Genomic DNA, 21,027 nt, shown 5'->3' with positions numbered 1-21,027 from the left:
CAAAAGCGGCCGGACCACTCAGGTAAGAGGACAAGAATAATGCAACCTGATTTCTGGAATGACAAACGCGCAGCCGGGGTTCCCAACGAGATCGACCTCACAGCCTATAAATCGGTGATCGAAGTCTTCGAGCGTTCCTGCAAGACCTTTGCCGATCGTCCGGCGTTCAGCAACATGGGGATCACCCTGACCTACGCCGAGCTGGATCGGCGCAGCGCCGCGTTCGCCGGTTACCTGCAGTGGCACACCGACCTCAAGCCGGGTGACCGCATTGCCGTGCAGATGCCCAACGTCCTGCATTATCCGATTGCCGTGTTCGGCGCCCTGCGCGCCGGGCTGATCGTGGTCAACACCAACCCGTTGTACACCCCGCGGGAAATGCGTCACCAATTCAAGGATGCCGGCATTCGTGCGCTGGTGTACCTGAACCTGTTTGGCTCGCGGGTTGAAGAAGTCAGCAAGGACACCGAGATCGAATACCTGATCGAAGCGAAGATGGGCGACTTCATGCCCGCCGCCAAGGGCTGGCTGATCAACACCGTGGTCGACAAGGTGAAGAAGATGGTCCCGGCCTATAACCTGCCGCAAGCCATTTCCTTCAAGCGCGCCCTGCGCATGGGCGCCGGCCAGGCACTCAACCGCCATCCGGTGACCCTCGACGACATCGCGGTGCTGCAATACACCGGCGGCACCACCGGCCTGGCCAAGGGCGCAATGCTTACCCACGGCAACCTGGTGGCCAACATGCAGCAAGTGCGGGCGTGCATGTCGCAACTGGGGGACGACGGCCATCCGCTGATCAAGGAAGGCCAGGAGGTGATGGTGGCGCCGCTGCCGCTGTACCACATCTATGCCTTCACCGCGAATTGCATGTGCATGATGGTATCGGGCAACCACAACGTACTGATCACCAATCCCCGGGACATCGGCGGCTTTATCAAGGAGCTGAAAAAGTGGCGCTTCACCGGGCTGCTGGGGCTCAACACCCTGTTCGTGGCCTTGATGGACCACCCGGACTTCAAGAGCCTGGATTTCTCCCACCTCAAGCTCACCAACTCCGGCGGCACCGCACTGGTCAAGGCCACGGCCGAGCGCTGGCAGCAACTGACCGGCTGTGCGATTGGTGAAGGCTACGGCTTGACCGAAACCTCACCGGTGGCCAGCACCAACCCCTATGGCGGCAAATCGAAGCTGGGCACCGTGGGCATTCCGGTGCCGGGCACGGCGATGAAGATCATCGACGACAACGGCGCGGAGCTGCCGCTGGGCGAGCGGGGCGAGCTGTGCATCAAGGGCCCGCAAGTGATGAAGGGCTACTGGCAGCAACCGGTGGCCACTGCCGAGACCCTGGACGCCGAAGGCTGGCTCAAGACCGGCGATATCGCGGTGATCGACCCGGACGGCTTTGTGCGCATCGTTGATCGCAAGAAGGATCTGATCATCGTCTCGGGGTTCAACGTGTACCCCAACGAGATCGAAGACGTGGTGATGGCGCATCCGGCGGTGGCCAGCTGCGCGGTGATCGGCGTGCCGGACGAGCGTACCGGCGAGGCGGTGAAGCTGTTTGTGGTGGCCCGTGCCCAGGGCGTGAGCCTTGAAGAGCTGAAGACCTACTGCAAGGCCAACTTCACCGGCTACAAGGTGCCCAAGCATATTGTGTTGCGTGAGTCGTTGCCGATGACGCCGGTGGGCAAGATCCTGCGGCGCGAATTGCGCGACATAGCCTGATTTGAAATAAGGTCAAAAAATGTGGGAGCGGGCTTGCTCGCGAAAGCGGTGTACCAGTCGACATATCCTGTGACTGACACTGCGCTTTCGCGAGCAAGCCCGCTCCCACATTTGGTTTTTATTCATTCAGTTTAAATGCGTAGAAGCCCATTCCAGAGCCCTTTCTTGGCTTATAGAATCTTTGCTCTAAAAATGACCATTAGATATTCTTGAGTCATGTTTATGACCGTAGGGGCCTCTTTTGGCTCTAGGCGGCCCTTGGCAAAGCTGCTACTCTCGGCGCGCTTTGTGACCTCTTGGCCTGCTTTTAACCGCCAGACTCACCCAAAAACAAACAAATAATAATCGCATCAAATGCGATGAATGAATTCGCGTCGCTGAGGAGTGGGCTTCCATGATCGAAGACTTTTGGAAGGATAAGTACCCCGCCGGGATTGCTGCAGAAATCAATCCAGACGAGTATCCGAATATTCAGGCGGTACTGAAGCAGTCCTGCCAACGCTTCGCCAACAAACCGGCTTTCAGCAACCTGGGCAAGACAATCACCTACGGTGAACTGTACGAACTGTCCGGCGCCTTCGCCGCTTACCTGCAACAGCATACCGACTTGCAGCCCGGTGATCGAATCGCCGTGCAACTGCCCAACGTCCTGCAATACCCGGTCGCCGTGTTCGGCGCCATCCGTGCCGGCCTGATCGTGGTCAACACCAACCCGCTGTACACCGCGCGGGAAATGGAACACCAATTCAACGACTCCGGTGCCAAGGCCCTGGTCTGCCTGGCCAACATGGCGCACCTGGCTGAAAAAGTCGTGCCCAAGACTTCCGTCAGGCACGTGATCGTCACCGAAGTCGCCGACCTGTTGCCGCCGCTCAAGCGCCTACTGATCAACAGCGTCATCAAGTACGTGAAGAAGATGGTCCCGGCCTATCACTTGCCCAAGGCGATCAAGTTCAACGACGTATTGGCCAAGGGCCACGGCCAGCCGGTGAACGAAGTCAGCCCCGCCAGCGACGAAGTCGCCGTGCTGCAATACACCGGCGGCACCACGGGCGTGGCCAAGGGCGCGATGCTGACCCACCGCAACCTCGTCGCCAACATGCTGCAGTGCAAGGCGCTGATGGGCTCCAACCTGAATGAAGGTTGCGAGATCCTGATTACCCCGCTGCCGCTGTACCACATCTATGCCTTCACCTTTCATTGCATGGCGATGATGCTGATCGGCAACCACAACATCCTGATCAGCAACCCGCGCGACCTGTCGGCGATGGTCAAGGAACTGTCGAAGTGGAAGTTCAGCGGCTTTGTCGGCCTGAACACCCTGTTTGTTGCCCTGTGCAACAACGACGCCTTCCGCAAGCTGGATTTCTCGGCGCTGAAGGTCACCCTGTCAGGCGGCATGGCCCTGCAACTGGCGGCGGCCGAGCGCTGGAAAGCGGTCACCGGCTGCTCCATCTGCGAAGGTTACGGCATGACCGAAACCAGCCCGGTGGCCACCGTGAACCCGATCCAGAACATCCAGGTCGGCACCATCGGCATTCCGGTGCCGTCGACCCTGTGCAAGGTCATCACCGATGACGGCGTCGAGCTGGCGCTGGGTGAAGTGGGCGAATTGTGCGTCAAGGGCCCGCAAGTGATGAAGGGCTACTGGCAGCGCGAAGACGCCACCGCCGAGATCCTCGACAGCGAAGGCTGGCTGAAGACCGGTGACATCGCGATCATCCAGCCGGATGGCTACATGCGCATTGTCGACCGCAAGAAGGACATGATTCTGGTCTCCGGTTTCAACGTCTACCCCAACGAGCTGGAAGATGTGCTGGCGACCCTGCCGGGCGTGCTGCAATGCGCGGCCATTGGTGTGCCGGACGAGAAGTCCGGGGAACACATCAAGATCTTCATCGTGGTCAAGCCGGGTGCCAGCCTGACCAAAGACCAGGTGATGGAGCACATGCGCGCCAACGTCACCGGCTACAAGGTGCCCAAGGCCGTGGAATTCCGCGATGCGCTGCCGACCACCAACGTGGGCAAGATCCTGCGCCGCGAACTGCGGGATGAAGAACTGAAAAAGCTGGGTTTGAAGAAGTAACTCGGCCCCAACAAAAAGCCCCGCAGATGCGGGGCTTTTTATTGAACGCTGATCCGGCCACTTGGAATGCAATCCAAATGTGGGAGCGGGCTTGCTCGCGAAAGCGGAGTGTCAGTGACATATCGGTGACTGACACACCGCTTTCGCGAGCAAGCCCGCTCCCACAGGTTTTACCGTATTCCTACAGTGCGAACTGCGCGAAGCTCACACCGGCACCGGCCGGGCGTACGTCCTTGAGGAACGAGTCCTTGTCGGCACTCAGCTCCAGGGTAATCTCCGGCTTGCGCTTGCCGGCATTGCGCACCACCAGGCCTTCCAGCTTCTCGCGCAAAAACACCGTTGGCACCTTCAGGTGCAGCAACTGGTCGCTTTCGGCGTTGTGCATCAACAAGTGAATCCACTCGTACTGGCCCACGGCAATCCGGCCCACCGGCAGGTCGAACCACCAGATGTTGCGTTTGCGGTCCAGGTCGGTGAAGTGGCAGTTGTTGACACCGAGTACGGCACCGCCCAGTTCCTGGTTTCTGCGGGCAATGGCCTGTGCTTTATTGAGTTTCATAACCTTCCTACGGGATCTGTTACCCAGCGCTTGCGCCTGGATGTGCCCGGCATTCTCGTGGGTTGGCCGCAAAACATAAAGCCAAACCTGTACGGCGCGATGAAATGCCGCTGAAAAAATAATTGAAACTCTCTGGAAAGGCCAAGGGTCAACGTTTACGTAGTGACCAAAATCCTTGATTGTTCCCAGGAGAAATACCATGAGTAGCACATCGGATAAGGCAAAAGGTTTGGCGAACGAAGCCGTAGGCAACATCAAGCAAGGTGTTGGCAAAGTCACCGGCAACGACAAGTTGCGGGCTGAAGGCGTGGTTCAGGAAAAGAAAGGTGAAGTGCAAAAAGCAGTCGGCGACACCAAGGACGCAGTAAAGAAAGCGGTCAAATAGTCCCGACCTGGCTGCCTGCACTCCAGCAGCCCGACGGCCATCCACGGATGGCCGTTTTTGTGTCACCTGCAGTGATTAAAGTTTGGAAATTGTTTCAAGGTCGCCAAATAAGCTACCTTGATGTAGAAAACGGCCCCTGAGTCGCCCACGAACTCAACTTTTTGCGGCGAAAGGAGACGCTATGATTTTTCCGGTATTACAAGGCTTGCCCCTGCACAAAGTGCTGGTGCGCACTGTCACAGAGTTCCTCGATGACGAGATGCCTACGTACGCCTCGGCGCTGGCCTACCAGATGCTGTTCTCGCTGTTTCCCTTCCTGCTGTTCCTGATTGCCCTGATCGGTTTCCTGCACCTGCCGGACTTCTTCACCTGGCTGCGCATGCAATCGGAACTGGTATTGCCGCCCCAGGCCCTGGAGCAGGTCAACCCGGTGATCGACCAGTTGCAGCAATCCAAGGGTGGCCTGTTGTCGGTGGGTATCGTGATCGCGCTGTACACCGCCTCGGCGGGTGTGCGCCTGATGATGAGTGCGATGAATGCCGCCTATGACGTGGTGGAAGGCCGACCGATCTGGAAGCGCTTCCCGCTGTCGATTTTCTACACCGTAGGCTTCGCCGGCATGCTGTTGGCCGCCGCCGCCTTGATGGTGCTCGGGCCCCAGGTAATGGAATGGCTGGCGGGGCAGATCGGCATGCAGGAATTCGTGGTCACCCTGTGGACCATCCTGCGTTGGCCGCTGATCGTCATCCTGTTGATGTTCTCCGTGGCGTTGATGTACTACGTGATGCCTGACGTGAAGCAGAAGTTTCGCTTCATCACACCGGGTTCGGTGCTGGCGGTGGTGGTCTGGATCGTCGCTTCCCTGGGTTTTGGCTACTACGTCAAAACCTTTGCCGACTACAACGCCATGTATGGCAGTATCGGCGCGATCATTGTGCTGCTGTTGTACTTCTACATCTCGGCTGCCGTGCTGTTGCTGGGGGCGGAGATGAATGCGGTGATCGAACACATGTCGGCCGAAGGCAAGGATCCTGGTGAAAAGGACTTTGGCGAGCACGACGAAAAAAAGCATGTCTCAGGCCTTGGCCGCGACCCTTCCCTAAAGCCCACTACCGATGAAGTCTGATCGATGATCCGTGAAATCCTGAAAATGGGCGATGAGCGCCTGCTGCGCATTGCCCCGCCGGTTCCGCCGGAAATGTTCGACAGCCCCGAGCTGTGGCAGTTGATTGATGACATGTTCCAGACCATGGAACACGTCGGCGGCGTCGGCCTGGCCGCACCGCAGATTGGAGTGGACCTGCAACTGGTGATCTTCGGTTTCGAGAGCAGCGAACGCTACCCGGACGCGCCCGCCGTGCCCCAGACCATCCTGATCAACCCGCTGATCACGCCGCTCAGCCCGGTGCTGGAAGAAGGCTATGAAGGGTGCCTGTCGGTGCCGGGCTTGCGCGGGGCCGTGGACCGTTACCAGCAGATTCGCTACGAAGGGTTTGACCCCAAGGGCGAGCCGATTGTGCGGATTGCCGAAGGCTTTCACGCGCGGGTGGTACAGCACGAGTGCGATCATCTGATCGGCCGGCTGTACCCATCGCGGATTACCGATTTCAGCAAGTTCGGGTTTATCGAAGTGATGTTCCCGGATATGGATCCCACCGCAGACGAATAACCCTCAGGCAAAACACACCTCAAACTGTGGGAGCGGGCTTGCTCGCGAAAGCGGAGTGCCAGTCACCGAAGATATAGACTGATCCACCGCATTCGCGAGCAAGCCCGCTCCCACATTTGTTCTGCGTGCATTCAGCTTATTTTGCGGGCTTCACAAACCGCAACGTCATCCGGTCCGACTCACCAATCGCCACATACTTGGCCTTGTCCTTTTCCCCCAACGTCAACGCCGGCGGCAAGGTCCAGACCCCATCCGGGTAGTCCTTGGTATCTTTCGGGTTGGCATTCACCTCGCTCTGCCCCTCAAGCTTGAACCCCGCATCCGTCGCCAGTTTCACCACATACGCGGTGGTCAGGTAACCGCTGTGCTTGATGTCTTCCAGCGACGCCCCGTCCTTGGCCCGGTGATCCACCACCCCCAGCACGCCGCCCGGTTTCAACACCTTGAAGAACGCCTCGAACATCGCCGGCGCCGTATCCGCCATCACCCAGTTATGCACGTTGCGAAAGGTCAGCACGGTGTCGGCCGAGCCAGGCTTGCCCAGCACCGGAGCCTTGGGGTCGAACTCGGCGAAGCCGGCCTTGGAATAATGCACCGGGTCTGCGGCGAATTTCTTTTTCAGGTTTTCTTCTGATGTACGCGCGTAGGCACTGCTGTTCGGCGCCTGCACGGCAGCGATGTAGTGGCCGTTATCCTTGAGCAGCGGCGCCAGCAGCTCGCTGTACCAGCCGCCACCGGGGGTGATTTCGATCAGGGTCTGGTCGGCCCGCAGGCCAAAGAATTCCAGGGTCTGCTGCGGGTGGCGATAAACATCGCGCGCGCTGTTGGCCGGCAAGCGCCAACTGCCGGCGAGCACGGTTGCATACTGCTCGGCGGAAACCGGCGCTTCGGCTGCCTGGCTCAAGGCCGGGGCGAGGAGGGCTGCAAGGGATAAGGCTGCAAGAGTCGCTTTCATGATCATCCTGTAATGGGCCGCTGGTGCCGCCGAGGCTAGCATGGGGCCCACAACGGCTGATCACACTTTATTGAAGGTCGACCTCACCAACGGTTCTAAGCCCATGGCGATCATGGGCTTGTTGCGTTTGTAGCGCACCAGGCGCTCCGACAAGGACTGCGGCAGCAACGTGTCCTGGGTAAAACCCAGGCGTTGATAAAAGCCTTCCAGGTCCGGATGGCACAGCAGCCACACCGTGCCTTCAACGCTTGCGACCGAGGCGCGAATCAATTGCGCCGCCAGCCCCTGGCCACGCAGCGCCGGGTCGACAAACAGCCCGGTCAACCACTGCCCACCCACCACCGGCGTCAGGCACAGGCCCGCGACAATCTCGCTGCCCCTGGCCACCCACAACTGGCCACCCTTGAGGGCCTTCATCGGTGAGTTATGGCTGCGATAGAACTTGTTCAGCAGCGGCCACAACGGCTCTGCCAGTCGGTCAATGTGCAACTCGGGCATGGTTTTCAAACACGCGAATCCAGGGGGCGCAGATTATAAGTCGGGCAAAGCGCCTTCTGTTGGGCAATCGGTGTTATACCCAGTGTTACATCCCCTGTAAGTGGAGCACGCATCATGGCCAAAGGTCTGAATTCCAAGAAAGCTGACAAGAAAAAACCGGCAAAGACCGCCGATGAAAAACGCGCTGAGAAAAAGGCCAAGAAAACCGACAGCAACCTGTTCGGTCATTAAGTTCTAAGCTAAGCACCAAACGATCTGCAAGATTTTCCCGCCCCATTGCACAGAGCAGGATGAAGCCGACTTTTTCGTCGGCCACGCCTGCCCTGAGCTGCCGATGTCCAACTACCTTGATGAAACCCAGCGCCGGGAAATCGAAGCCCTGGCCCAGACCTTTACCGCCCGCACCGAGTGGCCGACCTGGCTGCTGTTGATCGGCGTCTATGCCGGCTGGTTTGCCGTGATCCTCGCCAGCCACTGGCTTGGCCTGTGGCTGAGTACCGCACTGTTGATCCCGCTCGTGACGCTGTGGATGTCCCTGCAACACGAACTGCTGCACGGCCATCCCACCCGCTTCACTGCTTTGAACAAACTCCTCGGCTACGCACCGTTTGCCGTCTGGTACCCCTACACCCTATACCGCAACTGCCACCTGGTGCACCACAACGACGAAGACCTGACGGTGCCCGGTGTCGACCCGGAAAGCCGCTACCTGAATCAGCGGCAGTGGGACGACAGTTCGCTGTTCGAGCGCACCTTGCATTGGCTGACCAAGACCGTCCTGGGGCGCTTCCTGTTGGGTTCGCCGCTGGCGCTGTGGAAGCTGGCGCGCAACGAGGTCAGGCGCCTGCGCAAAGGCCAGCGCCAGGCGTGGCTGATGTGGCTGAGCCATGGCACTGTGACCGTGCTGATGCTGACCTTCATCGCCCACTACAGCGTGCTGCCGGTGTGGCACTACGTGGCGCTGGTCAGCGTGCCGGCCTTGTCGGTGGCGGCGATCCGTTCCTACTATGAGCATCGCCCGCACCCACAACCGGAACAGCGCACGGTGCTTAACGAAGCCGCCTGGCCGTGGACCTGGCTGTTCCTCAACAATAACCTGCACCTGGTGCATCACGACTTGCCGAAGCTGCCGTGGTATTTGCTGCCCACCGTGTACCGCGCACGGCGTGAACAATGGGTGGCGCGCAGCGGCGGGTTCCTGGTGCAGGGTTACGGCCAGTTGATCGGCCGTCACGGGCTCAAGGCCATCGACAGCCCACGGCACCCCTTTGCCTGAGAGACGACCATGAGTGACCGCTACGCCGAACTGCTGATGTACGTGGCGCCGCAGCAGGTGCAACAGGCCAATGAGCGCTGGCTTTCGCGCATCCTTGAGCGCCTGGGCGCGACCCGCCGCAAGGCTGATCATCTCGAGCTGCGCAGCCTGTGGCGTGCCCCGCAATTGCTGCTGACGCAAACCTGCGGCTACCCGCTGATGACCGAGCTGCGCGGGCAAGTCCAGGTGATTGGCCGCCCGCGCTACGAATTGCCCCATAGCAGCGGCGGCCAGCATTGCAGCCTGCTGCTGACCCGCGACGACAATCCCCGCGTTGCCTTGGCGGACTTCCAAGACAGCCGCGGTGTGATCAACGGCCATGACTCCAACAGCGGCATGAACCTGCTGCGCGAACGCCTGGCGCCGCTGCAGCAGGGCGGTCGGTTCTTTGCCGAAGTCGGCATCAGCGGCGCCCATCGCGAAAGCCTGCGCTGGTTGCGGGAAGATCGCGCCGACCTTGCCGCCATCGACAGTGTGACCTTCGACTACCTCGCCCGTTTTGCCCCAGAGGAAGTGGCCGGGCTGAGGATCGTCACCCGCAGCGCGCCCAGCCCGACGCTGCCTTACATCAGCGCGCCGGGCTCAAGTGAACACCTGCGGGAGGCCATGAACCTGGCCTTGCAGGATCTGCCCGAAGTGGTGCAAACCCTCGGCGTACACGAAGTGCTGCCCGCCACCGAAGCGGATTACCAGGTGCTGCTGGATTACCGGCAGCAGGCGGAAGCCTTGGGTTATCCACGCCTCCAATGAACGTTCCCACGCTCCGCGTGGGAATGCATCCTGTGACGCTCTGCGTCACCATTTCAAAGCAGACGCAGAGCGTCCAAGGCGGGATTCCCACGCAGAGCGTGTGAGCGATTGGTTATATAAAAATACCTTTTAAATATTATTAAAGAATAAGCAGCCTTGCTAGGATCGCTCCACCGGAACACCGGACATAACGCGCAACCTACTCAGATGGAGCCACTATGTCCGGCGCCGACACTTCTCACAGCGATTACGTGGGCGGATTGTTCCGCAGTCATTACGACTGGCTGTGCGGCCGTTTGCACCGCCATCTCGATTCCCGTGCCCACGCCGAAGACATCGCCGCCGACACCTTCGTCCAGCTCCTGAGTTCCCCGGGCGTGGCGCCGATCCGCCAGCCACGCGCCTTGCTCACCACCATTGCCCAACGCCTGATGTACCAACTGTGGCGTCGTCGTGACCTGGAGCGTGCCTACCTCGACGCCCTCGACCAGGACGAAACCTCGCCCGCGCCATCCCCTGAAGATTTGGCGCAGATGCTCGAAGCCCTGCAGGCCATCGACCAGTTGCTCGACGGCTTGCCGGCCAAGGTCAAGGCGACCTTTCTGCTGTCGCAACTCAATGGCCTGACCTACCCGGAAATCGCGGCCGAGCTGGGCATTTCCCAACGCTCGGTCAGCGACTACATGACCCGTGCCGTCAACCGCTGCCTGCGGCTGTGCCTGGAATGAGCGACGACCTGATCGACAGCGCCACTCGCTGGGTGGTGTTGCTGCGCTCCGGCGAGGCGAGTGCCGCCGACTGGCAGCGTTATCATCAGTGGCGCGCCGCAGACCCGCGTCACGAAGCCTTGTGCCAACAACTGGAAACCCGCCTCGGTGTGTTTCAAATTCCGCAGGCCCAAGGCGTCAGCGGCAAGGTATTGCAGCAGGCACTGGACGCGCCATCCAGCCGCCGCACCGTATTGCGCGGCGCCCTGGTGGGCGCTGGCCTGATGCTGGGCGCCGGTTGGCTGGCCCGGCCGGTGGTGGAGGATTTGACCGCCGATATCCGCACCGGCACCGGCGAACGGCGCACTGTAGCGCTGGCGGATGGCAGCGAGTTACTGCTCAACGCCCGCAGTGCCGCCGACATCCAGTTCGACCCACAACACCGCGTGGTGCGCCTGCGCGATGGCGAGTTGCTGGTGAAGATTGCCAGGGACAGCAACCGACCGTTTTTCATCCAGACCGATCAAGCTCGACTGCATGCCTTGGGCAATCGCCTGTTGCTGCGCGAGCGCGAAGGGCAGGGCCATGTGGTGGCGCTCAACGGTGCCCTGGAGATCGACGGCCAGAACGGTGAACGCCTGCAACTGGAGGCCGGGCACGAAGTCACTTACGACCGCTTCGGCTTCGGCCCGGTGCTGGCCAGTTCCTCGGGGGCGACGGCGTGGATCGACGGTTTCCTGCAAGTGCGCGACCGCCCGCTGGTGGAAGTGATCGACGCACTGCGCCCGTATCACAACGGTGTGCTGCGCCTCGATCCGGCGGTGGCAGGGTTGCGGGTCAGCGGCCTGTACCGCCTCGACAATCCCGACCAGATCCTCGACACCCTGGCACGCACCCTGCCGATCCACATCACCCGCCGGACCGGGTTGTGGGTGACCGTCAGTGCCGCCTGAAAACGGTTCACCTCGGTCAATGTGGGAGCTGGCTTGCCTGCGATGCGAGCACCTCGGCCTCGCAGATGTACCGCAGCGATACCATCGCAGCCTCGCTAAAGCTCGACAGCTCCCACAGTTGACCGCGTCGTTTCCGAATGTCGGTTCTAACGACATAACCAAACGATCTGCAAGTTTTCCCCCGGCCATCCCACATCACTCCCGTAAGCGCTGCGGGGAGCAGCGCTCAGGAGTTTCCTTGGGGGGAGCCAACGTGAGCCCATTCAACCGTACACCGCTTCGAACCTTTGCCCTGGTGCCGTTGGCCAGTCTGTTCCTGTCCTTCGCCGCCAGCGCCGAAGACACGCGGCAGGTCTACCACATCGCGCCCGGCCCGCTGGACGAAGTGCTGCTGAACATCAGCCGCCAGAGCGGCCAGGTGATTTCCTTCACGCCGCAGCTGGGCAATTATTCCTCGGCGCGGGTCGACGGTTCGCTGTCGGCGCAACAGGCGGTAGACGCCGCGCTCAAGGGCACCGGCCTGCAAGTCCAGGTCAGCCCGGACGGTGCATTCATCATCAAGGAAGGCGCCAAAGTCGCGCCTGCCAGCAACAGCATCAAGGCGCAAACCGCCGAAGCCCAGGCGCCGACCCTCGACCGTGTGGTCGCCATCGGTACCCGTCGCAGTGACGCCACGGCCCTCACCAGCAGCGCCCCGGTGGATGTGATCAACGCCGAAGAACTCAAGCAAACCGGCGCCACCAGCCTCAACCAGGCGCTGTTCCAACTGCTGCCCTCGTTCAACTTTCCACAGAACAACAGCGCCACCCGCGGCCAGGATCCGAAAGGCGCCTCCCTGCGCGGCTTGTCCCCGGACCAGACCCTGGTGCTGATCAACGGCAAGCGCCGGCACACCTCGGCGGTGGTGAACATTTCCGGTGGCGTGCCGTTCATTGGCGCGCAGCCGGTGGACCTCGACATGATCCCCATCAGCGCCATCGACCACGTCGAAGTGCTGCGCGACGGTGCCTCGGCGCAATACGGTTCGGACGCGGTGGCGGGGGTGGTCAACATCGTGCTCAAGGAGCGCGACAGCGGTGGCGGCATCAACACCCAACTGGGCAAATACGCCCAGGGCGACGGCTTCAGCAAAACCACCGATGGCTGGTACGGCATCGGCTTGCCGGGGGATGGTTTCCTGACCCTGAGCTTCAACACCCTGAACAACAAACCCGATGACATCGGCGACAAATACGTCGCCGACGGCCAGGTACAAGACCCGCGCTGGGGCGGTGCCGGGCGCGACAAATACAACCTGGCGGCCAACGCCGAAATCGGCCTGAACGACCAATGGCGCCTCTACAGTTTCGCCACCTTCGGCCAGGACACCTCGGTAAACAACACGCCGCCGCTGCTGGCCAGCAGCCCGAACAACGTGGCCGGGATCTACCCCAACGGCACCATCCCGAAATACCGCTATCGCTATGAAGACGGCGCCGTCACCGTCGGCACCCGCTATGAAGACGAGAGCATCGGCCGCTTCGATTTGAGCGCCACCTATGGCCGCGACGAGCACGACGAACTGGCTTTCAACACCGTCAACCCGAGCTACGGGATCAACAGCCCGACCAAGTTCAACGTCGCCACCCTGGTCAACGACCAGACCAACATCACCCTGGATTACGCCAAGGATCTGAACGTCGACTGGTCGAGCCATCCACTCACCGTTTCAGCGGGCGTTGCCTACCGGCATGAGCAATACCGGCTGGAGGCCGGCGACTACGATTCCTATTCCTACGGTGGCATCGACGGCGTGCAGGTTGGCGCGGTGCAGGCTTCGGGCCTGACCCCGGACGACGCCGGCACCTTCAAGCGTGATGTGGGCGGCGTGTATTTCGGCCTGGAAAACCAGGTCACCGACAAGCTCCAGGTGGGCATTGCCGGGCGTACCGAGCACTACTCGGACTTCGGTTCAGCCACCACCGGCAAACTCTCGGCGCGCTATGACTTCACCCCGAAAGTCGGCCTGCGGGCCACGGTCAACAATGCCTACCACGCGCCCAGCCTGGGCCAGATCGGCACCTCCTGGACCACCACCACCAACCTCGACGCCAACGGCAACCCGGTGCTGACCCGCATGCTGCCGGCCGACAACCCGGCCGCCCGAGCCCTAGGTGCACAGCCGCTGAAGCCCGAGAAGTCCACCAACTTCTCACTGGGCCTGGTGCTGCGCCCAACCGACCAGGCCTCGCTGACCATCGACGCCTACCAGATCTCGATTCGTGACCGCCTGCTGTTCAGCGGTGGCATTTCCGGGCCGCTGGCCGAGCAGATCCTCAAGGACGCCGGCTACGGCCAGTACTCCTGGGCGCAGTTCATGACCAACGCCGCCGACACCCGCACCCGCGGCGTCGACATCGTGGGCAAGTACAACCTGGACCTTGAGCAGTTCGGCAACCTGAACCTGTCGGCGGGCTACACCAAGGCCCGCACCACTATCGAAAAGGTCCACGAAAACCCCAACGGCTTCGAAGTGCTGACCCGTGAATCCCGTGGCTTCCTGGAGCACGGTTACCCGGAAGACAAGCTGGTGTTTGGCGCGGTCCACAAGCTCAACCAATGGACCATCGCCCTCAACGAAACCCGTTACGGCAAGTACCGCAAATATGCGTCCAGCGAAGCCAACGCCCAGTACGACCAGACCTTCGGCGCGCAATGGACCACCGACCTGGACGTGAACTACGCCTTCACCAAACAACTGCGGGTGTCGGTGGGCGTCAACAACCTGTTCGACAGCAAGCCTGACGACTACAACACCCGTTTGCGCCAGACCCCGGGCCAGCAATACAGCTACCTGTCGCCGACGGCGCCGGAAGGGGCGTTTTACTACACGCGGCTCAGTTATGACTTTTAAACCCTGATCTTGAAGGGTGTGGAGATCAACTGTGGGAGCTGGCTTGCCTGCGATTGCATCACCTCGGTCTTCCTGGAAAACCGAGGTGTCTGCATCGCAGGCAAGCCAGCTCCCACACTGACACTGCCCACTCTGGATCTGTTTTGAATCTCCAAGAGGCTACTCATGAGAACACTAAAAAACCTGCTCGGTGGCTCGCTATTGGCACTCACCGTCCTGGCACAATCAGCCACGGCCGCCGAACCTGCCAAACCGATCCACTTCGGTGACATCACCTGGGAAAGCGGCAGCCTGATCACCGAAGTGCTGCGCCTGATCGTCGAGAAAGGCTATGGCCTGCCCACCGACACCTTGCCCGGCAGCACCGTGAGCCTGGAGGCCGCCCTGGCCAAGGACGATATCCAGGTGATCGGCGAAGAGTGGGCCGGGCGCAGTCCGGCGTGGGTCAAGGCCGAAAGCGAAGGCAAGGTGTTCGGCCTGGGCGACACCGTCAAAGGCGCCACCGAAGGCTGGTGGGTGCCGGAATACGTGATCAAGGGCGACGCCGAACGGGGCATCAAACCCCTGGCCCCGGAGCTTAAATCCGTCGCCGACCTGGCCCGCTACAAAGACGTGTTCCGCGACCCCGAAGACCCGACCCGTGGGCGCTTCCTCAACAGCCCCACCGGCTGGACCTCGGAGATCGTCAACAGCCAGAAGCTCAAGGCCTATGGCCTGACCGACAGCTACGTCAACTTCCGCACCGGTTCCGGCGCGGCGCTGGATGCCGAGGTTGCATCCTCGATCCGTCGCGGCAAGCCGGTGCTGTTCTACTACTGGTCGCCGACGCCACTGCTGGGGCGCTTCAAGTTGATCAAACTGGAAGAACCACCGTTCAACGCCGAAGCCTGGAAGACCCTGGCCGACGCCAACAACCCGCACCCCATCGGTACTCGTTCGATGCCAGCGCACCTGGCGATTGGCGTGTCGGCGCCGTTCAAGGCGCAGTACCCGCAACTGGTGACGTTCTTTGAAAAAGTCGACCTGCCGATTGACCTGCTCAACGGCATCCTCGCGCAAATGGCCGAGAAACGTACCGCGCCGCGCCAGGTGGCCGAAGCGTTCCTGAAAGAACAGCCGCAGGTCTGGCAGCAGTGGGTGCCGGCGGACGTCGCGGCCAAGGTCAAGGAGAGTCTCTGATGCGCAAGCTCATCGCGGCCACACTGCTGGCACTGTGCGCCGGACCGCTGCTGGCGGCAGAACCGGCCACCCTGCGCGTCGGCTACCAGAAAAGCTCGGTGAGCATGGTGCTCGCCCGTGAGCATCACCTGTTCGAGCAAGGGTTGCCGGGCACCAAGGTCGAGTGGATCGAATTCCTCGGCGGCCCGCCGCTGATCGAAGCCCTAAATGGCGGCAGCATCGACATCGGCAATATCGGCGACATCCCGCCGATCTTCGCCCAGGCTGCCGGCATCGACATTCGCTACATCGGAGTCGAGCCCAATGACGGGCGCACCGAAGCCATCCTGCTGCCCAAGGACAGCACCGTGCAAAGCGTGGCCGAACTCAAGGGCAAGCGCGTGGCGTTGCTCAAGGGTTCCAGCGCCCACAACCTGTTCCTCAAAAGTTTGCTGCGTGCCGGCTTGCAGTGGAAGGACGTGAACGTGGTGTACCTGTCGCCCTCCGACGGCCGTGCCGCGTTTGAACAAGGCAAGGTCGACGCCTGGGTGGTGTGGGACCCGTACTACTCGGCGGCCGTGGTGGACGGTTCGGCGAAGGTGCTGGGGGATGGCCAGGGGCTGAACCCGGCGGGCAGTTTCTTCATCGCCAGCGGGCCGTTTGCCAAGCAGCACCCGCAGGCGATTGCGGCAATTCTCAAGGTGTTTGCCCAGGCGCAGCGGTTGTCGCTGGACCAGCATGACGAAAGCGTCGCGCTGATGGCCAAGACATTGGGCTTGCAGCCGGCGGTGGTGGAGAGTTACTTCCAGCACCGCTCGCCGACGCCGAGCCGGCCATTGGAAGCGGTGGATATCGCCAACCAGCAACGTACGGCCGACGCGTTTTTTGCCAACGGCCTGATCCCGAAAAAGGTCGATGTGCAGCAGGTTGTGTTCAAGGCTCCATAACTTGATCCCTGTGGAGAGGGAGCTTGCTGTAGGGAGGGAGCTTGCTGTGGCAGGGGAGCTTGCTTTAGGGAAAGAGCTGTTGTGGCGAGGGAGCTTGCTCCCGCTGGGCTGCGTAGCGGCCCCAAAAAAAGCGGGAGCGCTGCGCACTCCAGCGGGAGCAAGCTCCCTCGCCACAACAAGCTCTTCACCACAACAGGCTCCTCATCACAACAAGCTCCCTCCCCAAAGCAATCTCCCTCACCCCATAAAAGCATCTTCAGCATCGACCTTCGCAACCCATCAGTGAGCAGACCATGCAACCGATCTACATCGACTTCCTCAACGGCCTGGACATCGACGAACTGGCCCTGACCAACGACGAAATCCTCAACGCCATCGAATCCAGCCTGGCGATCCAGGGCCGCAGCGAGGCGGTGATCGAGCCGCGCATGCACCTGATTCCCGGCGGTGAAATCAACGGCCACTTCAACGTGCTGCGCGGTGTATTGGGCGGCGCAATCGGCTACGCCGGGGTCAAGGTGGTGGGCGACTTTGTCGATAACTACCGCAAGGGCCTGCCCTCGGAACTGGCGATTCTCAACCTGCTGGACCCGGCCACCGGCATCCCCAAGGCCATCCTGGACGCCTCGGCGATTACCGACATGCGCACCGGCGCCGTCACCGCCATCGGTGCCAAATACCTGGCCCGTCCCGACAGTAAAGTCCTCGCGCACATCGGTGCCCGTGGCACGGCGTATTGGAACGTGCGGCTGCTGGACCACCTGTTCGACTTCGACGAAATCCGCGTGCACTCGCGCCGCAGTGAAAGCCGCGAAGCCTTCGCCGAACGCCTGCGCCGCGACCTCGGCAAGCCGGTGATTGTCACCGACGACTGGGAGTCCACGGTGCGCGGCGCCGACATCGTGGTGGAAGCTTCACGCCTGGATCAGCCGCAACCGTTGCTGCACACCGAGTGGATCAAGCCCGGTGCCTTCGTCGTGCCCTACGGCACCATGAGCGCGGTGGAACTGTCGTTGACCGACATCATGCACAAGCTGGTGGTGGACGACTGGGGCCAGTGCAAGGGCGGGATGTTCGGCGCATTGCGCGCCCATGTCGACGCCGGAAAACTCAGCGCCGAGACCTTGCATGCCGAGTTGGGGCAGATCGTCGCCGGCTTGAAGACCGGCCGGGAAACCCCCGAGGAAACCATCCTGTTCTGGCACCGTGGCTTGAGCCTCAGCGATATCGCCCTGGGCCACGCACTGCTGGAAAAATCCAGACGCCTGGGGATCGGCCAGCGGTTGCGCTGGGCATGATTCACTTCGATCCCGCCGGTTTGACGGTTGAGGATTTGCTGTCGATTGCCCGCCAAGACGCGCCGGCTGACTTCAGCGATGCGGCCCGCCAACGTATCGACGAAGGGCATCGACTGTTGCTGCGCCTGGTGGCTGAAGGTACGCCGATTTACGGGGTGACCACCGGCCTCGGTGCGGCGGTGGATACGCAGGTTGCGCCGGTGCAGGCAAACATTCCTTTGGGGCGTGCGGTGGGCGTTGGCCGCCTGGCCAAGCGTGAGGAATTACGCGCGATCACCGCAGCCCGCTTGGCCGGGTTGGCCCAGGGGCGTTCGGGTATTTCGCCGGGTGCGGCGCAGGCGCTGTTGGCGTTACTCAACTGCGGCATGGAGCCCGCGGTGCCGTTGCTCGGCTCGTTGGGCGAGAGCGACCTGGCGCCGTTGGCGCATTTGAGCCTGGCGCTGAACGTGCCATTGACGGGCAAGGATGGCCTGGCGCTGGTGTCGGCCAACTCCGCGAGCATCGGCCTTGGCGCGTTGCTGGTGGCCGAGGCCGAACAGGCATTGCAGGCCATGTTGGCGGGGCTGGCGTTGTCGTGTGAAGGCTATCGGGCCAACCTCAGTCCTTTCCAGCCGTGGGCTTCGCGGTTGCGCCCGGCGCCGGGGCAAAGCGGGCAATCAGCGGCGTTGCTGGAATTGCTGGCGGGCGGCAAATTGGTCGATAACCCGCGTCGGCTACAGGACCCGCTGAGCTTTCGCTGTGCCACGGTGGTTCAAGGCGCGGCGCAACAGGCAATGCAGGCGTTACGCGAGTTGATCGAACTGGAACTGGCCAGCGGTGCGGACAATCCGGCGTTGATCAGCGAAGACGCGTTGGTGCTGGCCACGGCCAATTTCGACAGCACCCATCTCGCGCTGGCGGCCGAAGGCTTGGGCCTGGCGTTGAGCCGTGTGGCGGTGTGCAGCGCCGAGCGGATTGCCAAGTTGCTGTCGCCGGCTTCCAGTGAACTGCCGCGCTTTCTGATCGACCAGCCCGGGCACGTGGGCATGGCCGCCTTGCAGCGCACCGGTTCGGCGTTGGTGGCGGAGATCGGGCACTTGGCCAATCCGATCCCGGCGGTGAGCGTGCCGGTGGCGGATCGCGTGGAAGATTATGCGGGGCAGGCGCTGGCGGTGGTCGAGAAAACCCGGCAACTGGTGCAGCGCGTGGTGTGGCTGGGCAGCATTGAGTTGATCGTGGCGGCGCAGGCGGTGGACCTGTGCGGCACGGTTCAACTGGGGCAGGGCACCCGGCGTATTCATCAGGCGGTGCGCCGCCAGGTGGCGCACCTGGATCAGGACCGTTCGGGGTCGGTGGATGTGTTGGCGTTAAGTGCATTCATCGAAAACGATGGCTTGAAACCCATTCTCTAAAACTATGAAGACCAACTGTGGTAGCTGGATTGCCTGCGATAGCGGTGTTGGATTCACCATCGCTATCGCAGGCAAGCCAGCTCCTACAGGTTGATCGCATTTCAGGTCATGGATTTTCAGCGGCCAAGGCAGCAATCACTGCCGGGCGTTCACCGACACGCTGCTGAAACTTCGCTAACGCCGGCCACTGCTGCAAGTCGATATCAAACAACCCCGCCCAGCGCAGCACCACAAACAGGTACGCATCCGCCACCGAGTACTGCGCGCCCAGCAGGTAATCCTGGCGCTCCAGGGTCTGCACCAGAATCGCAAAGCGCTTGAACAGCGTGGCCTTGAACAGCGCCTTCACCTCATCGGGAATCGCGTCCTTGAACAACACTCCCAGCCCGCCATGAATCTCGCTGGAGACAAAGTTCAGCCACTCCTGCAAACGCACCCGCTCCCAGCTGCCATTGGCCGGCGCCAGGCCCGCTGCGGGTACACGGTCGGCCAGGTATTGCAGGATGGCGGCACCTTCGGTCAGTACCTCGCCGTTGTCCAGTTGCAGTGCGGCCACATAGCCCTTGGGGTTGATCTGCAGGAAATCATCACCGTCAGCCGTGAGCTTTTTCTGGTTGTCGACGCGAATCAATTCAAACGGCAGGGCCAATTCCCGCAGCGCGATATGGGAGGCGAGGGAACAGGCATTCGGGGAAAAATACAGCTTCATCGGGGCAACTCCGCAGGACAGTTGCCTTCAGTCTCGTGGGCATGGCACCTTGGGTAAAATTAATCTTTCAGAATCCTGCCATAAGGACAGCTACTGCCATGTTGAACCTGATGCACTGGCGCCTGCTGGTGGCCGTGGCGGACAACGGCAGCATCACTGCCGCCTCCGAACGGGTGGGCATGACTCAGTCCGCCGCCAGCCAGGCGATGGCGGCCATGGAGGCCAACCTCGGTGCGCAGTTGTTTGTGCGTGAGGCGCGTCAGACCGTGCCTACCGCCCTGGGCCTGCAAGTGATCGAGCAGGCGCGGGTGATGTTGGGAGCGTTGCAGGCGATTCGCACCACCGTGGACGAAGCGCGGCCGATGCTGCGTGGGACGATTCGCATCGCGAGTTTCCCCATGGTGCTGGCGGTGTTCCTGCCGCCGCTGCTGCGTCGGTTCAACCAGCTTTACCCCGGCATCGAGGTCACGGCCCTGGAAGTGACCGACGATGAAGTGAACACCTTGCTCGACGCGAATCTGATCGACCTGGGCGTGGTGCTCAACCCGCCGTCCGAGCGCAATGCCGCCGTGCTGGGGCGGGATAACTGGGTGGCGGTGCTGCCGATGGCCCACGGGTTTTCCCGGCGCCCGGCGCAGGCAACGGTCACGCTGGAAGAGTTGGTGGAGCAACCGTTCGTGCTTGCCACCGGCGGCTGCACCGTCAACGCCCGCAGCCTGGCGCAGGAAGCCGGCCTGGTGCTGCGCGAGGTGCGGGTGGAAGTGCGCGAATGGAACAGCGCTTTCAGCCTAGTGCGTGAAGGCGTGGGAGTGACGCTGGTGCCCGAGATGACCCTGCCGGCCCAGCGCCAAGGCTTGCGCATCATGCCCCTGGCGGAGCCGGTGCATCGCGAGTTTGCGTTGGTGACATCACGCCACCAACCGCCCTCCGCAGTGGTTAATGCTTTGTTGCAAATGCTGGCTGACTAGTGGCCTTGCATAGCGCCAACGCCTGTCTATGCTCACCCAGAACCGTTGATGACGCTCG

Annotated in this window: 19 protein-coding genes; 15 read left to right on the top strand and 4 right to left on the bottom strand. The window is 61.7% G+C overall.

Features of this window, described 5'->3' with window-relative positions:
• Positions 1-39: 39 nt before the first annotated feature.
• Together fadD2 and fadD1 are read left to right on the top strand one after the other, a co-directional pair.
• On the top strand, positions 40-1,728 hold the full coding sequence (gene fadD2 / locus HX801_RS13635) for a long-chain-fatty-acid--CoA ligase FadD2 (RefSeq protein WP_003213039.1): 1,689 nt from the start codon (positions 40-42) through the stop codon (positions 1,726-1,728).
• A 394-nt stretch (positions 1,729-2,122) separates the two neighbouring features.
• Positions 2,123-3,814 carry a long-chain-fatty-acid--CoA ligase FadD1 gene (fadD1, locus tag HX801_RS13630; RefSeq protein WP_177022240.1) on the top strand — a complete coding sequence of 564 codons (1,692 nt, stop codon included), beginning with the start codon at positions 2,123-2,125 and terminating at the stop codon, positions 3,812-3,814.
• A gap of 181 nt (positions 3,815-3,995) precedes the next feature.
• Here fadD1 and HX801_RS13625 read toward each other — a convergent pair whose 3' ends face one another.
• Positions 3,996-4,373, bottom strand: coding sequence for a hypothetical protein (locus tag HX801_RS13625; protein WP_003213043.1), 378 nt, complete (start codon positions 4,371-4,373; stop codon positions 3,996-3,998).
• 199 nt (positions 4,374-4,572) lie between these two features.
• On the opposite strand from HX801_RS13625, the gene HX801_RS13620 reads away from it, so the two are divergent.
• The 3 genes from HX801_RS13620 to def all read left to right on the top strand — a co-directional run bounded on the left by HX801_RS13620 (position 4,573) and on the right by def (position 6,427).
• Positions 4,573-4,758 (top strand): CsbD family protein, encoded by a 186-nt coding sequence (locus HX801_RS13620; RefSeq protein WP_003213044.1) that lies wholly within the window; start codon positions 4,573-4,575, stop codon positions 4,756-4,758.
• 181 nt (positions 4,759-4,939) lie between these two features.
• Positions 4,940-5,884 carry a YihY/virulence factor BrkB family protein gene (locus HX801_RS13615; protein ID WP_003213047.1) on the top strand — a complete coding sequence of 315 codons (945 nt, stop codon included), beginning with the start codon at positions 4,940-4,942 and terminating at the stop codon, positions 5,882-5,884.
• Positions 5,885-5,887: 3 nt separating this feature from the next.
• Entirely contained in the window at positions 5,888-6,427 is a 540-nt protein-coding gene (def, locus tag HX801_RS13610; protein ID WP_003213049.1) for a peptide deformylase, read from the top strand.
• 136 nt (positions 6,428-6,563) lie between these two features.
• Here def and HX801_RS13605 read toward each other — a convergent pair whose 3' ends face one another.
• Both HX801_RS13605 and HX801_RS13600 read right to left on the bottom strand, forming a co-directional pair.
• Positions 6,564-7,382 carry a class I SAM-dependent methyltransferase gene (locus HX801_RS13605; RefSeq protein WP_177022239.1) on the bottom strand — a complete coding sequence of 273 codons (819 nt, stop codon included), beginning with the start codon at positions 7,380-7,382 and terminating at the stop codon, positions 6,564-6,566.
• A 60-nt stretch (positions 7,383-7,442) separates the two neighbouring features.
• A complete protein-coding gene (locus tag HX801_RS13600) occupies positions 7,443-7,880 on the bottom strand; it encodes a GNAT family N-acetyltransferase (RefSeq protein WP_177022250.1) in 438 nt (145 codons plus the stop codon).
• 334 nt (positions 7,881-8,214) lie between these two features.
• On the opposite strand from HX801_RS13600, the gene HX801_RS13595 reads away from it, so the two are divergent.
• The 9 genes from HX801_RS13595 to HX801_RS13555 all read left to right on the top strand — a co-directional run bounded on the left by HX801_RS13595 (position 8,215) and on the right by HX801_RS13555 (position 19,292).
• Positions 8,215-9,156, top strand: a complete 942-nt coding sequence (locus HX801_RS13595; protein ID WP_008431594.1) for a fatty acid desaturase — start codon at positions 8,215-8,217, stop codon at positions 9,154-9,156.
• 9 nt (positions 9,157-9,165) lie between these two features.
• Positions 9,166-9,945, top strand: a complete 780-nt coding sequence (locus HX801_RS13590; RefSeq protein WP_177022238.1) for a phosphate/phosphite/phosphonate ABC transporter substrate-binding protein — start codon at positions 9,166-9,168, stop codon at positions 9,943-9,945.
• A gap of 218 nt (positions 9,946-10,163) precedes the next feature.
• Positions 10,164-10,673 (top strand): sigma-70 family RNA polymerase sigma factor, encoded by a 510-nt coding sequence (locus tag HX801_RS13585; RefSeq protein WP_003213062.1) that lies wholly within the window; start codon positions 10,164-10,166, stop codon positions 10,671-10,673.
• Positions 10,670-11,605: a FecR domain-containing protein gene (locus HX801_RS13580; RefSeq protein ID WP_177022237.1), complete on the top strand. Its 936-nt coding sequence runs from the start codon at positions 10,670-10,672 to the stop codon at positions 11,603-11,605. Before HX801_RS13585 ends, HX801_RS13580 begins: the two co-directional genes overlap by 4 nt.
• Positions 11,606-11,858: 253 nt before the next feature.
• Entirely contained in the window at positions 11,859-14,498 is a 2,640-nt protein-coding gene (locus HX801_RS13575; RefSeq protein ID WP_177022236.1) for a TonB-dependent receptor, read from the top strand.
• A gap of 165 nt (positions 14,499-14,663) precedes the next feature.
• Positions 14,664-15,677, top strand: coding sequence for an ABC transporter substrate-binding protein (locus HX801_RS13570; protein ID WP_177022235.1), 1,014 nt, complete (start codon positions 14,664-14,666; stop codon positions 15,675-15,677).
• Positions 15,677-16,603 carry an aliphatic sulfonate ABC transporter substrate-binding protein gene (locus tag HX801_RS13565; protein ID WP_008431606.1) on the top strand — a complete coding sequence of 309 codons (927 nt, stop codon included), beginning with the start codon at positions 15,677-15,679 and terminating at the stop codon, positions 16,601-16,603. The genes HX801_RS13570 and HX801_RS13565 overlap by 1 nt, the downstream gene beginning before the upstream one ends.
• A gap of 293 nt (positions 16,604-16,896) precedes the next feature.
• A complete protein-coding gene (locus tag HX801_RS13560) occupies positions 16,897-17,901 on the top strand; it encodes an ornithine cyclodeaminase family protein (RefSeq protein WP_134327210.1) in 1,005 nt (334 codons plus the stop codon).
• Positions 17,898-19,292: an aromatic amino acid lyase gene (locus tag HX801_RS13555; RefSeq protein ID WP_177022234.1), complete on the top strand. Its 1,395-nt coding sequence runs from the start codon at positions 17,898-17,900 to the stop codon at positions 19,290-19,292. Before HX801_RS13560 ends, HX801_RS13555 begins: the two co-directional genes overlap by 4 nt.
• Before the next feature lie 106 nt (positions 19,293-19,398).
• On the opposite strand, the gene gstA is transcribed toward HX801_RS13555, so the two are convergent.
• Positions 19,399-20,001 carry a glutathione transferase GstA gene (gene gstA / locus HX801_RS13550; RefSeq protein ID WP_008431610.1) on the bottom strand — a complete coding sequence of 201 codons (603 nt, stop codon included), beginning with the start codon at positions 19,999-20,001 and terminating at the stop codon, positions 19,399-19,401.
• A 98-nt stretch (positions 20,002-20,099) separates the two neighbouring features.
• On the opposite strand from gstA, the gene HX801_RS13545 reads away from it, so the two are divergent.
• On the top strand, positions 20,100-20,969 hold the full coding sequence (locus HX801_RS13545) for a LysR family transcriptional regulator (protein ID WP_177022233.1): 870 nt from the start codon (positions 20,100-20,102) through the stop codon (positions 20,967-20,969).
• Positions 20,970-21,027: the final 58 nt, after the last annotated feature.

The sequence above is a fragment of the Pseudomonas sp. G1002 genome (genome assembly GCF_013385455.1).
Lineage (GTDB): Bacteria > Pseudomonadota > Gammaproteobacteria > Pseudomonadales > Pseudomonadaceae > Aquipseudomonas.
Note: the sequence above shows the minus strand (reverse complement) of the source record. Positions and strands in the feature narration are given on the sequence as shown.